General features: G+C 66.8%; 12 protein-coding genes and 1 tRNA gene. 4 read left to right on the top strand and 9 right to left on the bottom strand.

Going from position 1 to position 13,161, the window contains the following annotated elements; translation table 11 throughout:
• The first annotated feature begins 30 nt into the window (after positions 1-30).
• Positions 31-600, top strand: coding sequence for a DUF2939 domain-containing protein (locus ACSFBC_RS11465; RefSeq protein WP_435510447.1), 570 nt, complete (start codon positions 31-33; stop codon positions 598-600).
• Positions 601-685: 85 nt separating this feature from the next.
• On the opposite strand, the gene ACSFBC_RS11460 is transcribed toward ACSFBC_RS11465, so the two are convergent.
• Positions 686-3,253 (bottom strand): hypothetical protein, encoded by a 2,568-nt coding sequence (locus tag ACSFBC_RS11460; protein WP_435510446.1) that lies wholly within the window; start codon positions 3,251-3,253, stop codon positions 686-688.
• Positions 3,254-4,076: 823 nt separating this feature from the next.
• On the opposite strand from ACSFBC_RS11460, the gene ACSFBC_RS11455 reads away from it, so the two are divergent.
• A complete protein-coding gene (locus ACSFBC_RS11455; protein WP_435510445.1) occupies positions 4,077-5,219 on the top strand; it encodes a sensor histidine kinase in 1,143 nt (380 codons plus the stop codon).
• Here ACSFBC_RS11455 and ACSFBC_RS11450 read toward each other — a convergent pair whose 3' ends face one another.
• Positions 5,220-5,432: a hypothetical protein gene (locus ACSFBC_RS11450; protein ID WP_435510444.1), complete on the bottom strand. Its 213-nt coding sequence runs from the start codon at positions 5,430-5,432 to the stop codon at positions 5,220-5,222.
• A 267-nt stretch (positions 5,433-5,699) separates the two neighbouring features.
• On the opposite strand from ACSFBC_RS11450, the gene ACSFBC_RS11445 reads away from it, so the two are divergent.
• Both ACSFBC_RS11445 and ACSFBC_RS11440 read left to right on the top strand, forming a co-directional pair.
• On the top strand, positions 5,700-6,020 hold the full coding sequence (locus tag ACSFBC_RS11445) for a type II toxin-antitoxin system RelE/ParE family toxin (protein ID WP_435510443.1): 321 nt from the start codon (positions 5,700-5,702) through the stop codon (positions 6,018-6,020).
• Complete coding sequence (locus ACSFBC_RS11440) at positions 5,992-6,285, top strand: addiction module antidote protein (RefSeq protein WP_435510442.1); 294 nt, start codon at positions 5,992-5,994, stop codon at positions 6,283-6,285. Before ACSFBC_RS11445 ends, ACSFBC_RS11440 begins: the two co-directional genes overlap by 29 nt.
• 770 nt (positions 6,286-7,055) lie before the next feature.
• Here ACSFBC_RS11440 and ACSFBC_RS11435 read toward each other — a convergent pair.
• The 7 genes from ACSFBC_RS11435 to ACSFBC_RS11405 form a co-directional block, all read right to left on the bottom strand.
• Positions 7,056-7,132, bottom strand: a tRNA-Arg gene (locus ACSFBC_RS11435).
• A gap of 100 nt (positions 7,133-7,232) precedes the next feature.
• Positions 7,233-7,433, bottom strand: a complete 201-nt coding sequence (locus ACSFBC_RS11430) for a YegP family protein (RefSeq protein ID WP_435510441.1) — start codon at positions 7,431-7,433, stop codon at positions 7,233-7,235.
• An 86-nt stretch (positions 7,434-7,519) separates the two neighbouring features.
• A complete protein-coding gene (locus tag ACSFBC_RS11425) occupies positions 7,520-7,978 on the bottom strand; it encodes a Fur family transcriptional regulator (protein WP_435510440.1) in 459 nt (152 codons plus the stop codon).
• Positions 7,975-9,345: an efflux transporter outer membrane subunit gene (locus ACSFBC_RS11420; protein ID WP_435510439.1), complete on the bottom strand. Its 1,371-nt coding sequence runs from the start codon at positions 9,343-9,345 to the stop codon at positions 7,975-7,977. The genes ACSFBC_RS11425 and ACSFBC_RS11420 overlap by 4 nt, the downstream gene beginning before the upstream one ends.
• Before the next feature lie 8 nt (positions 9,346-9,353).
• Positions 9,354-11,330 (bottom strand): ABC transporter permease, encoded by a 1,977-nt coding sequence (locus tag ACSFBC_RS11415; protein ID WP_435510438.1) that lies wholly within the window; start codon positions 11,328-11,330, stop codon positions 9,354-9,356.
• Positions 11,327-12,520 (bottom strand): efflux RND transporter periplasmic adaptor subunit, encoded by a 1,194-nt coding sequence (locus ACSFBC_RS11410; RefSeq protein WP_435510437.1) that lies wholly within the window; start codon positions 12,518-12,520, stop codon positions 11,327-11,329. The genes ACSFBC_RS11415 and ACSFBC_RS11410 overlap by 4 nt, the downstream gene beginning before the upstream one ends.
• Complete coding sequence (locus ACSFBC_RS11405; RefSeq protein WP_435510436.1) at positions 12,520-13,161, bottom strand: hypothetical protein; 642 nt, start codon at positions 13,159-13,161, stop codon at positions 12,520-12,522. Before ACSFBC_RS11405 ends, ACSFBC_RS11410 begins: the two co-directional genes overlap by 1 nt.

Below are 13,161 nucleotides of genomic sequence, written 5' to 3'. Positions count from 1 at the left end.
CCCGAAAGGGGGCACACAAGGCGCACGACATTGAAGAAGAAGAATCGCATCCGGATCATCGGCACGGCAGCCGCACTGGCGGTCGTGCTTGCGGGCAGCGCGCTGTACTTCAGCCCGTACTGGACGCTTCATCGCATGCGCGCCGCCATCGAGACACGGGACGCTGCGGCGTTCTCTTCGCACATCGATTTCCCGCTGCTCAAGGACAGCCTCAAGGGACAACTGATGCGCCAGATGACGGACACCATGGGCACCGCCGGAAAGAACGATCGCCTGTCGGGCCTGGGCCAGATGCTCGCGGTGGGCCTGCTCGGCCAGATGGTCAATGCCTTCCTCTCGCCAGCCAGCGTGATGCGGATGGTCGCGCAAGGCAAGGTGACGGTGGACATGGCGGAACTCGGCGCGACGTCGCCGGCCGGATCGGGAAAAGCGCAGAGCTATGCCCTGCGCTACCGGAACGTGTCGACGGCATTGCTGCGCGCCGAGGGTGCCTCGGTCGCTGGCGCGTTCGTGTTCACGCGCCGGGGCCTGTGGTCGTGGCAGCTCACGGCGGTCGAGTTGCCTCGAGCGCTGCCGGACGGACAGCGGTCACCGATGTGAACCGGAAGTTGCCGCTTGACTGGAGGGCCGTCGAACCGGCCTGAATCCACGCGCGATCGCCCCGTCGGGGGCGACCGCTTTCAGGTCAGTTGATGTTGGCACCCATCGCGTGGAACGGCTTGCCTGGCAGCTTGAACGTGCCACCGTACTCGAACGCGGCGTTGTTGAGCAGCTTGCAGCCGCCCTTGGCGTTCGAGCAGGCTTTCGAGGCCTCATAGGTGTGCCAGGTGATCGGGCCATACAGGAAGTTGTGGATGCCCTTGCCGCCATAGTCCGCCACGCTCACCACGTAGCTCTCGGTGCCGTGATTGTCCGTGTCCTCGGTCGAGATCGGATCGATCATGCGGCTCTCCTGCAGCGTGCGCGCCACCGAGCCCGACGTGATGCCGGCGTCGAAACGAACCCACTGGACCTTGCGATCGCCTCGCGACGTCACGATCATTTCGCGCTCGACCGTGTTGGGATAGATGTCCTTGATGACGGGGTTGGGGGCGGACTTTTCCTTGGCGTAGGTGATGCCCGTCGGATTGCGTCCCACGGTCACCGCGAAACGTTCGACGATGTCCGACGGCGTCCCGCCCGAGGCCTGGTTCAGGTAGCCCGAGCCCAGGTCGAACACACGCAGCTTGCCCTCTTGCGTGGCGATGAAAGCGCGGAACGGTGCCGCAAGCGAGACCTTGACCGCCGTCGGCCGGTTGTCCAGGTTCATCACCTTGATGACCGTGGGCTTCTGGCCCGAGGCGACGTCGAAGGTGTAGGGCCACTGCGAGGGCTGCATGCCGCGGTTGGCGATCATGCTGTTGAAGCCGGCCTGTGCCTGGCCGAAATACTGCTGCTTGTAGTAGGCGAAGAGCGGGCGCAGATCCACGAACGCGGCGCGCTTTTCCGACTTCGAAATCACCACGGCCATGCCGGCCCTGGCGTACGCATTGGACAGGTCACCGCTCAGGTAACGCGTGCGAACGCTTGCATTGTCCAGGTCGGTGTCCCAGAACCGTTGCACGCGCTGGTAGTCGTTGTTCGCCAGGCCCGTCGACACGGAGATCTCCGTGGGCGCCTTCATGGTGTCCGGCAGGTCCACGAAGCCGATCAGCTTGATGAAGTTGTAGTTGCCCAGCCCAGGCATGCCTGGGTAGGAGCGCTTCCAGTTGCCCCAGTTGCCATACCACTGGGATTCGGTGCCCATGTTGCAACCCTGGCAACCGTCGCCGAGTGCCAGCACGGCCACCTGCCCGCGCATGGCGGCGGTGTCCCAGACAGTGACCAGTGCGAACTCGCCGCTGTTGGTGATGGTGAGCGCGGTCGGCACCTTGCCGGCCGGCAGCTGCGCGCTGACCTGGTTGCTTGCCGTGTTGCTGCCCACGCCCACGATGCGTCCGTCGGCGTAGACCGCGAGCGTGTTGGTGCACCAGCCGCCGCGGCCGTAGCACTTGCCCAGCGCCACAGGTTTCTGGAGCGAGAAGCTCTTGAGGTAGGTGTCCACACCCGCATCGATCGTGCCGCCGTCGTTCGACGGGCCGTTGTAGCGCGTCCAGCTCGGCTCGGGCTCGATCGACATCGTGTTGTGTGCCACGTTGATCGATTGCACGGAGCCCAGGCCGGCCGCATAGGACCGCTTGTAGAAACTGGCGTCGGGCGTCGCGTCGGGGATGTAGCCGAAGTTCAGGATGCTCGAGCTGTAGTCGCCCGGCTCGTACTCGAGCGGGCCGCCGATCTGCCAGTTGCCGCACCAGCTGGTCCAGCCGCAACCGCGGTTGCCCTGGCCGTTGGGGTTCTGGATCGACACCATGTTCATCGGCTGGTTCGAACGCTTGGCATAGCTCGGCAGGCCGCTTTGGGTGGCGGTGCCGTAATCCGTCGAGGACGGACCGTAGCGGTACGCGATGGCGGCGTCGGTGCCCATCTTCTGCGCCATCGCCTGGTACTCGGCATTGGACACCGCGCCGTTGACCATCACGTCGCCGCTGATCGCGATCACACCGGGGTTTGGTGTCGGTGTCGGTGTGGGATCGGGTGTGGGCGTGGGGGTTGGCGTCGTCGTGGTGCTGTCGACAAGGTAGCAGGACTTGTTCACGCCCGGAGCCGGGTCGCCGAACAGTTGGTCCCCGCAGGTGTAGGTGCCCGCGGCCAACTGCTTGATGTTGAAACGGGTGCCGGTGCCGTAAGCGATGCTGCTGGCCTTGGTCAGCGTGAAGGTGCCGCTCTGACCCGTCAGCTGCTTCATCTGGCTGGTGGATGTGGGAGGCGTGGGTGTCGGCGTCGGTGTGGGCGTCGGCGTCGGCGTGGGCGTGGGCGTGGGCGTCGGTGTCGTCGAGGCCTGCACGGAATAGCAGAGCTTGTTCAGGCCCGGGGCCGGATCACCGAACAGATGATCGCCGCAGGTATAGGTTCCCGGCGTCAGGGTCTTCTGGTTCAGGCTCGTGCCCGCGCCATAGGCCATGGTCGTGGTGGTGGTCAGCGTGAAGGTGCCGCTCTGACCCGTCACCAAGGTCATCGGCGTGGTCGTGGCGCCGTCCTTGACGGCGCAGAGCTTGTTCTTCCCCGGCGCGGGGTCACCGAACAATGCGTCGCCGCACACGTAGGTGCCGGCGCTCAGGGTCTTGGTGCTGTAAAGGCCGCTGGCCCCATAAACCACCACAGTGGTGCTGGCCAAAGTGAAACTGCCGCTTTGGCCGGTGAGGATTTGAGTTTGCGCAACAACCGAGGCAGGAAGACCGATGGCCATGGCGAACAAGGCCACCACGGCTCCAAGTCTTGAGATGAGTACTTTGGACACTAGAAAAACCTTATAAGGCAACGATGAGGAAAAAGAGGCGCAAGGCAAAGCCCAGGTCTGATCCAGACCATTCGTAGAACCGTGTTGAAAATACCGGCGAGGGGAGAAACGAGCAGAATCTGCAACCTCTAGAGGCTGCAGCGGGAGAGGAGACGCCTCGCGATGGAGAACGCCCCACAGGAAGCTTGAGGTTTGACTCAAGCTCTTCTCCTACAGACCCTGCATTTTGACGTGAGGGGAAAAGTTTGCGCAACGCTCAAAACACTAAGTTTCAAGTCACCACTTTTTCTCGCATTAGCGTCACACGCTCGTCTTGAAGACGGCAGGCAGCATCAAAGCACGCAGCGCCCTTGGGCTGCGTTGTACCGATTTTCAGAGCACGAAATCGGAGTCCGGCACTTGAAGAATGAGCCAAATGCGTCGTGATGCCATGTCCGGTTGGATAGAACCGCATTGAACGCAGAACGCAGCCTCGCCAACACCCTCTTTCCGATGCAGCGCGGCGACACAATGAAGCATGTTGTCGCTCGGCTACCACGCAGTCCTTCTGCCCGCCCTTCCCTTTTCTGCCACCGCGGCGCTGACTGACACGCCGACCGCGCGCTACGGGAGAATCTGCGCATGCCATCAGCTGACGGGTGCGCTTGGCCGCGCGTACCGGCATTCATAATGGGCAACGCCCACGCAGACAAAATACGCCATGAAGCTGTCCCGATTCTTGACGGAGCGCACTGAAGATATCTTGGTGGAGTGGGAATCCTTCGCCAAGACGCTGGAACCTGCCGCCGCGTTGATGACCAGTGAGGCGCTTCGTGACCACGCGCATCAGATGATCAAGGCCATCGCACTGGACATCGAGAGCGCCCAAAGCGAGACGGAGCAGACTGACAAGTCGCACGGCGAAGGCCCTGCGAAATTCCCGCAGGGCGCAGCGTCCATTCATGGCACGCTGCGCGAAGTAAGCGGTTTTTCGTTGGTACAGCTGACCGCAGAATTCCGCGCGCTGCGTGCCAGTGTCCTGCGCCTCTGGCTGCCCAATGTCAGCGAATTCAATGAAGAGGTTCACGAGGAACTGGTGAGGTTCAACGAAGCCGTTGACCAGGCGTTGGCCGAGTCGGCAGTCACCTTCGCCGAACACACCAACCAGACCCGTGAGCGCTTCCTGGCGATTCTTGGACACGACCTGCGCACGCCGCTCGCGGCCATCAGCATGACCGGCTTGCTGCTCATGCGGTCGTCGGCCTCGGATGGAAATATCGCCATCGGCAAGCGGCTGCTTCGGAGTTCGGCGACCATGACAACGATGGTCAACGACCTCCTGGAGTATTCGCGCACGCAGCTCGGCGGCAAGATGCCGATGACGCCGGCGCCTGCGAACATGGGCGACATCGTGAAGGAGGCACTGCACAACGCTGCCGCTGCCTATCCCGACTGTGTCTTCGAATTGCGTTCGCACGGCGAACTCTCAGGCGCCTTCGACGACGTTCGACTGCAGCAGGTCGTCGTGAATCTGCTCACCAATGCGGCGCAGTACAGTGCAAAGGGGACGAGCGTGGTGCTCGAAGTGGTGGGAGAGCTCGACGACGTCGTCCTTTCGGTGACCAACAGCGGGCCGGCAATTCCGCCGGAGGCGCTTACAACCATCTTCAGTGCGATGGTGCAGCTCCCTGTGGAGGGCGAGCAATCCGGACGCCCACGGACCAGCCTCGGCTTGGGGCTGTTCATCGCTCGGGAAACTGCCTTGGCCCACGGGGGATCGATCCATGTCACGTCCACCGAGGCGGAGGGCACGACGTTCACCGTTCGAATTCCTCGCGCGGTCGCCCCGCCCAACGGGCCGTGACTACCGAGGTCCGACCCGGCCGTCCCGCGCCATGCCCAACACCTCGTCGAACCCTTCGTTGAAGGCATCTATCCACTCGGAATAGGCGCGCGCAGACTTCCGCATTTCAATCCAGCGATCCGCCGCGTCGGGCAAAGATTCCAGGAGTTGCCACTGGAAAAATCCAGCACTGGGTTCGATGACGGTGAGAGAAATTTTGCGGAGTTGACTCATTCACCAGATTCTGCGGAGTCGAACCACTCGCGTTGTAGGACCCCACCGTCTCGCCTTATCGTGAAAGTTTTGACGGCGCCTCATGGGCAACTGATCTGGAAAGAGCCTCGAACCGAAGCCCTCTGCTCGCGCGCCATGGGTCCGGCATCGAGACCATCGACCGACGCAAGACGCCTGAGCCCCCCTGGCCGGTCTGTGCCGGATGAATGAGTGCAGGGCGTCAGCCGTTAGGTTGGCTTTTTTGTATCCACCTGGCTACAATGGCGCATGTACAGCGTCATCGAAACCGAAGAGTTTTCTGAGTGGCTCTCCGGTCTGAAAGACGTTCAGACACGCATTCGCCTGATCCGCCGAATAGACAAGGTCCGCCGTGGAATCCTTGGGGATGTGAAGCCGGTGGGCGAAGGCGTTTTCGAATTGCGCGAGTTCTTCGGCCCTGGGTGGCGGATGTACTACGTGCTCAGAGATGGAATCGCCATCTTCATGCTGGGCGGAGGCGACAAGTCCACGCAGGAACGTGACATTGAACGAGTCCAAAAACTGGCTCTGGAGTTACAGAATGACCAAGATCCAAACCCGCGCCTTTGACGTAGCGAACTACCTCGGCAATGAGGATGACATGGCCGAGTACTTCCGTCAGGTGCTTGAAGACAACGACCCGGCTGAGCTTGCCGCAGCACTTGGCGCCATCGCACGCGCGCGCGGCATGACGCAGCTCTCGAAGGACACAGGCTTGTCTCGCGAGAGCCTGTACAAGAGCCTTTCGGGGGAGAGGGCGCCGAGCAGTGACACGCTATTCAAGGTCATTCGAGCGCTGGGCTTCAAGCTCACCATACAACCCGGGCATGCCTGAGTTTTGGGGAGAGTGCCGAAGGCAAAACCAAGCCGCCGAAGCGGGTTGGTTTTGAGCAATCGTTCTGGTGTCCACTCGCTGAATCCGGAGGGTGGTGCGTACTGCCAGTCCGTCGACACGAAGCGCGCGGTGACGGAGCCATAGTCGACGCCGCCGCCCTGGTATCCCATCGTCCCGGCAAGCGATGCGAGGGATCCACCGCCAGCTTGGAGCGACTATGTGCGCCTGTGAAGGCCCACGATAGTGGAGCAAAGAGGGAAGAGGCGGGAAAAAGCGGGTTTTTCCGGGTCGGCGCCTATGAAATCAACCACTTAGAGGCGCTTCGCGGGACCGATCTGGCCGCCGGGCGGGCCACGATCTGAATTCGGACGGGGCCACGATCGCAGAGGAAGCAGGATCAAAGGGGCTGCGTGTCTATGTCACCCCTGCTCGATCGACCGTCTAGAACGGCCTGTGAGCCCCAAACGCCGGCCCGGCAATACCAGGGTAGCCCCTCGCTCCTGAGGCGGCTCCAGCGCAATTTCAGCATTCTGACGTCAATTCGGACGCCGCTGTCCGAATGGACACCCTATGAAGATGCTTCCGAATTCAGACGGTCGCCGGGCCCTCAGACGCCTGTGGGTAAACTGCCCCGGCCAGATCGGCCGATTTGCTCCGGTTTCGTGGGCTCCATGCTCCACGATCGCGGGCTTTTACAGCGCCACAAGTCCGCGAAACGGACCTCGGCGACCCGCCAGAAGTTAGAGACTCAGGGAATAGTTAGAGACCAATGGCCTGCCCGAGAGGGATCGAACCTCTGACAACCTGCTTAGAAGGCAGGTGCTCTATCCAACTGAGCTACGGGCAGAAAAGGGATGGGAAATCAGAGGCGCTTGCGGCAGCGGACTGCGGCGTCGGCCCCCCGGATTCTGCCATGCGGGCAAGGACCGAAGACCCGCCGGCCGGCATCACGCCCGCAATGCCAGGTGCCGACCGTCGATGTCGACGATCCAGGCGCCCGAGGCGGCGAACTGCACCAACTGGATCGAGGCGATGGTCTGTTCGAGGGTCGCGAATTCGCGTGGACTTCGAGCCAGCACATCGCCTCCGTTCATGCGCAGCTCCCAGACCCAACGCGCGCCGGCTGTTTTGAAGACAAAGTACTTCATGCTGGCGCATAGATTAGTACTTTAGAAAGATTCTTAGATAGAAGAAACCAATAAACAACCGAAATTCGCGACGGAAGGCACAGCCTTCAGGATCGGCGGCGCCAGGATGTCACGATCCGGGGCCGTGCCTCGGTCTGCAGCGTGAGCGTCTGCCCCGCCAGGTCCATGCCTTGCGCGGACGCGAGGGCAACGAGGCGTGCATGCAGTTCGGGATCGTCGAGCAGCACGCTGCGGCCGCTGTGGCCGCACACCAGGCGCAGCGAGGCGTCGCCACCGTCGACCGGGCCGAGGCCATAGAAGGCCTTGCGACCCGCTCCCCACTCCTTGCGCAGCAGGCCGACCGCCTCAAGCTGCTGCAGCGTGCGGTAGACGGTGCCGATGCTCGCGTGCGTGCCGCGCAGCATCATCCGGCGGAACACCTCCTCGGCGCACAGGCGCTCGGGCGCGGCGGCTTCGACGGTCTGCAGCGCGCCGATGCGGGCCATGGTGGGCCGCAGCCGTGCGGCACGCAGCCGCTGGCCGATGCTGCCGGGCGAAATGCTCATCGGGACACCCCCGGCGGTTGCCAGCCACCGCCCAGCGCGCGGTGCAGCGCGACGCCGGCCTGCAGTCGCGCCAGACGTGCTTGCACCGCCTCGTCCTGCGCGGCATAGAGCGTGCGCTGGGCATCGAGCAGCGTCAGCAGCGTCTCGGCGCCCGCACGGTAGCGGGACTCGGCCAGCGTCGCGGCACGGCCGGCCTGCAGCAGTTCCTCGGCTTGTGCCTCGGCCTGCGCCCTGCTCCCGTCCACGGCGTTCAGCGCAACCTCGACGTCGCCGAAGGCCGCGACGATGGCCTGGTGGTAGCGGGCCAGCAACTCGGTCCTGCGGGCCGCCGCCTGGTCGGTCTCGGCGGCGAGCCGGCCGGCGTCGAACACCGGTGCGGCCAGGCCTGCCGCCAGGCTGTAGAGCGGGTTGTCGAACAGCGAGCGCACGCGGTCGCCGGTGTAGCCCACGCTGCCGCCCAGCGTCACGCGCGGCAGCATCGCAGCGCGCGCCGCGCCCACGTCGGCATCGGCTGCGGCCAGCCGGGCTTCGGCGGCGGCGACGTCGGGCCGACGCGCCAGCAGTTCCGACGGCACGCCCGCGCCCAATTCCGGCGGGGCCAGGGCTTCGAGCGAAAGGGTGCGCAGCGCGCGCGCGCTTGTCTCACCCAGCAGCAGGGCCAGCGCAGTGCGCGCATCGACGGCCTGCTGGCGCAGCGCCGCGAGGCTGCGCGCCTGCGTGGCCACGAGGCCGCGTTGCTGCGCGAGCTCGAGCGGCGTGGCCGCGCCGGCGCGGGCACGCGATTCGACCAGCGCCAGCACGCGCTCGGCACGCGCATGGTTGAGCGCGGCGATCTCACTGCGCTCGGCGGCCGACACCGCCTGCAGCCAGCGCGTCGCGACAGCCGCCACGAGCGTGAGCCGCACCGTGTCGCGGTCGAACACGCTGGCCTGCAGGCCACGCAGCGCACTGTCGCGGGCCGCGCGGTGGCGGCCCCAGAAGTCGATCTCGTACTGCGCGCTCAGGCTCGCGCCCAGGCTGCGACCGGCGACGACGGCCTCGCCGCCCAGCCGGTCCTGCCGGCTCGCGTCAAGTTGCGCCGTGACCTGGGGCTGCAGTGCGGCACCCGCGATGCGTGCGGCCGCATCGGCCTGCGCCACGCGAGCGGCCGCGGCGGACAGGTCGAGGTTCCGCGCCAGCGCCTGCGCGGTCAGCGCATCGAGCTCGGCGCTGCCGAAAGCCTGCCAGCCGGTGCAGGCAGCGCAAGTGGCTGAGGGTGCCTGCCATTGCGTCGGCAGCGCGGGGGCCGCGATCTCGGAGGGCCGCGGCGACGTCGCGCAGGCTGCGAGCAGCAGGCTGACGCCGAGGGCGATGAGGCTTCTCTGCATGCGTTCTTTCATTCCCCTGCCAGCGCCACGACCGGGTCGAGCCGCGCAGCGGTCTTGGCCGGCATGTAGCCGAACACCAGGCCGGTGACCACGGCGCACAGGAAGGCGCCGGCCATGGCCGACACCGAGAGCACGACCGGCACCTCGAGCGCTATCAGCACCGCGGCGACGAGCACGCCCAGCGCCACGCCCACGGCGCCGCCGGTGACGGTCACCAGCACGGCCTCGGTCAGGAACTGCCGCAGGATGTCGCGCTGCCGGGCGCCGGTCGCCATGCGGATGCCGATCTCGCGCGTGCGTTCGCGCACCGTCATCAGCATCACGTTCATCACGCCGATGCCGCCGACCACCAGCGACACCGCGGCGATCAGGCCCAGCATCACGGTCATGCTCTGGCGCGTGGCGGCCTCGGCCTGCAGACGCGCGCCCGCGTTGCCGATGCCGAAGTCCTCACGGCCGTGGCGCGCCATCAGCAGCGCCTTCATGGCGCGCTCGGCCGGCAGCACGTCGGCCGACGACGCGGCCTCGACCACCACGTAGTCGGGCTGCGTCTGCACCTGGTAGACCCGTGCACGGCCGGCGCGGTAGGGGATGAAGACCATGTCGTCGTAGTCCTGTGCGCCCGAGTCGGCGCCCCGCTCGGCCATCACGCCGATCACCTCGAAGGGCGAGTGGCCGATGAGCAGTTGCTTGCCCAGCGGGTTGGGCGTGTCCGGGAAGAAGTGGCGATGCGCCTTGTGGCCCAGCACCACCAGCGGTGCGAGGTCGCGGTCCTCGGCGTCGGTGTAGTAGCGGCCGAGCGCCACCGGCCAGTGGTGCACCAGCGGCATCTCCTCACTGGAAGCGAAGACGTAGACCTGGCGGTCGGCGCTGCCGTAGCGCACCGTGACCGGGTCGCCGATGACCGGCAGCACACGCCGGATCTCGGGCAGTTCGGCCAGCGCCTCGAGGTCCTCGGGCGTGATAGATCCGGCCGGCCCGCCCGTGGGCGGCGGACGGCTGCCCAGGTAGAGGATGGCCGTGCCCATGGTGCCCATCTGCTGCACCACGCGCTGGCGCGCGCCTTCGCCGATGGCCAGCATCACGATCACCGAGGCCACGCCGATCACGATGCCCAGCAGCGTGAGGCCGGTGCGCGCGCGGTTCAGCCGCATGCCGCGCCAGGCGGTGCGTGCGGCCTCGCGCACATCGGCGGCGAACGACGCGCCGCCGCCCTTCGCCGCATCGGCGATGTCCAGCGGCGGCAGCGTGTGGCCCGAGAGGAGCGGTGCTGCTGCCTGCGCGCTGTCGCCCACGATCTCGCCGTCCCGGATCTCGATCATGCGGCGCGCCTGCGCGGCCACCTCGCGGTCGTGCGTGATGACGATCACCGTGTGCCCGGCGTCGGCCAGCTCGCGCAGCAGTGCCATCACCTCGGCGCCGCTCTTCGAGTCGAGCGCGCCCGTGGGTTCGTCGGCCAGGATGATGCGGCCGCCGTTCATCAGCGCGCGTGCGATCGACACCCGCTGCTGCTGCCCGCCCGACAACTGGTTGGGCCGGTGCGCGAGCTTGTCGGGCAGGCCCAGCCGGCCCAGCAGCGCGGCCGCGCGCTGTGCGCGCTCGTGCTCGGGCATGCCGGCATAGATGGCCGGCACCTCGACGTTCTCGCGCGCCGATTCGCTCGCGATCAGGTGGTAGCCCTGGAACACGAAGCCGAAGGCCTCGCGTCGCAGCCAGGCCAGCTCGTCGGCACCGAGCGAGGCCACATCGTGGCCGTCGAAGCGGTAGCTGCCCTCGCTCGGGCGATCCAGGCAGCCCAGCAGGTTCATCAGCGTGGACTTGCCCGAGCCCGAGCTGCCGACCACCGCGAGGAACTCGCCGGGATGGATGTCGAGGTCGATGCCGCGCAGCACCTCGACGGCCGGCCGGCCGCTGCCGTTGCCGCCGTAGCGCTTGCGGATGCCGCGCAGCGCGATCAGCGGCGTGCTCGACGATGCATCGCTCACCACTGGATCCATCGCACGCCTTCGACGGGCTTTTCACCGACGACCAGACGATCGCCCTCGGCCAGTCCCTGCTGCACCTCGGCCAGGTGGCGGCTGCGGATGCCCACGCGCACCGTACGCGCCACCGGCTTGCCGTCGGCGCCCAGCACGCGCGCGGTGTAGGCGCCCTGCTCGCCTTCGACGGCCGTGAGCGCGGCCAGCGGCACCGCGATCACGCCCTTGACCTGCGCGGTGACGAAGCCGACCTGCGCGGTCATCTGCGGCATGAGTTCGCCGTCGGCGTTGTCGATGTCGAACAGCACCGTGTAGACCACGGCCTTCGCGGCACCGGGCACCGAGCCGCCTGCGGCCTTGGCACCGGCGGAGCCTTCGGGCACGGGCGGTGCGGGCAGCACCTGGCGCACGGTGGCGTTCCAGCGGCGCGGGGTCGCGCTGTCGAGCCCGCCCAGCGTGGTGAAGTAGACCGGCAGGCCGGCCTTCACGCGGCGCACGTCGGCCTCGCTGACCTCGGTCCAGACCGTCATCGACGACAGGTCGGCGATGCGCAGGATGTTCGGCGTCTGGTAGGTGGCGTTGAGGGTCTGGCCTTCGCGCGCTTCCAGCGAAACGACCGTGCCCGCCATCGGCGCGAAGATGCGCGTGTAACCCAGCCGTGCCTCCTCGGCGCGCTGCGTGGCCTGGGTCTGGGCGATCTGCGCGTCGAGGTGCGCGACCTTGGCGGCGGTCGAGGCCAGCGTGGCCTCGGCCGTCTGCAGGTCCTCGTCGCGCGTGGCGCCCTCGGCGGCCATCTGCCTCTGGCGCGCGAGCTGCTGCACGGCCAGCCGGTGCTGCGACTGCTGGTCGGTGCGCTGCGCCCGCAGGCCCGCCAGCGCCGCACGGCCGGCATCGACCGTGGCCTGCTGCACGCTCGGGTCGATCTCGACCAGCAGCTGCCCCTTCTTCACCGCGCTGCCGGGTTCCACCGGCAGGCGCTGGATCAGCCCCGACACCTGCGCGCCCACGTCGACATAGCTGCGCGGCTGCAGCGTGCCGATGGCGGTGACGGTCGACTCGACCTCACCGCGCGCCACGGCCTGGGTCTGGTACACGACCGAGGGCTGCGCCTTCCACCACCAGAGCGCGCCGCCGGCCACGACGGCCGCGGCCAGCACGATCGCGAGCGCACGCCGGCCACGCGCTGCCGCCGCCATCAGCGGGCCACCTCGAAGCTCAGCGTGGCGGTGTGGCGTACGTCCTCGTATTTCTTGCCGTCGACCGTGACCGCGCCGTTGACGCGCGCCGTGACCTCGAGCAGGTACAGGCCGGGGAACGGCGTGCCGAGCGTGACGGTGCCGTCCTTCGAGGGCTTGAGCACGCGGCGCCAGCCCTCGGCGGTGTCGACGTTGACCTGCGATGCGGCCACGGTGTTGCCCTTCCATACCAGCTTGAAGGTGTTGCCGTCGGGCTCGGTCGGCACCAGCTCCAGGTCGTTCACCGCCTTGGTCTCGGCACGGCCGAACCTGGCCTGGTAGTAGTGGAGGACGGGCGTGCCGGAAGCGCCGTCGACACGGCTGCCGACCACGCGCAGGTCGGCGGGGGTTGCCGGCGCCGCAACGGCCAGGCGCTCGGCCTCGGCCGTCAGCGGCAGGTCCTTGCCGTCGGCCAGGAAGGCGCGCGGCGCGAGCAGGCCGGCGAGCGGCTGGCTGCCCTTGCCGAGATCGCCCATGCGCGCCTCGACGACCGGGCCTTCGCGTTGCAGCCAGAGGTATTGCGCCTGCGAGGCACCGGCCAGCGAGAGGAGCGCAACGGCCCACGACAGCGAACGAAGACGGAACGAAGACAGGAACGTCAT

Source organism: Variovorax frigidus (assembly GCF_051216515.1).
Taxonomy (GTDB): Bacteria; Pseudomonadota; Gammaproteobacteria; order Burkholderiales; family Burkholderiaceae_C; genus Variovorax.
Note: the sequence above shows the minus strand (reverse complement) of the source record. Positions and strands in the feature narration are given on the sequence as shown.

Bases quoted from the DNA above. Each gene is read 5' to 3' on its own strand.
- ACSFBC_RS11420 (WP_435510439.1), bottom strand. From the start codon at position 9,345: ATGCAGAGAAGCCTCATCGCCCTCGGCGTCAGCCTGCTGCTCGCAGCC.
- ACSFBC_RS11410 (WP_435510437.1), bottom strand. From the start codon at position 12,520: ATGGCGGCGGCAGCGCGTGGCCGGCGTGCGCTCGCGATCGTGCTGGCC.
- ACSFBC_RS11440 (WP_435510442.1), top strand. From the start codon at position 5,992: ATGACCAAGATCCAAACCCGCGCCTTTGACGTAGCGAACTACCTCGGC.
- ACSFBC_RS11405 (WP_435510436.1), bottom strand. From the start codon at position 13,161: ATGACGTTCCTGTCTTCGTTCCGTCTTCGTTCGCTGTCGTGGGCCGTT.
- ACSFBC_RS11425 (WP_435510440.1), bottom strand. From the start codon at position 7,978: ATGAGCATTTCGCCCGGCAGCATCGGCCAGCGGCTGCGTGCCGCACGG.
- ACSFBC_RS11455 (WP_435510445.1), top strand. From the start codon at position 4,077: ATGAAGCTGTCCCGATTCTTGACGGAGCGCACTGAAGATATCTTGGTG.
- ACSFBC_RS11430 (WP_435510441.1), bottom strand. From the start codon at position 7,433: ATGAAGTACTTTGTCTTCAAAACAGCCGGCGCGCGTTGGGTCTGGGAG.
- ACSFBC_RS11450 (WP_435510444.1), bottom strand. From the start codon at position 5,432: ATGAGTCAACTCCGCAAAATTTCTCTCACCGTCATCGAACCCAGTGCT.
- ACSFBC_RS11445 (WP_435510443.1), top strand. From the start codon at position 5,700: ATGTACAGCGTCATCGAAACCGAAGAGTTTTCTGAGTGGCTCTCCGGT.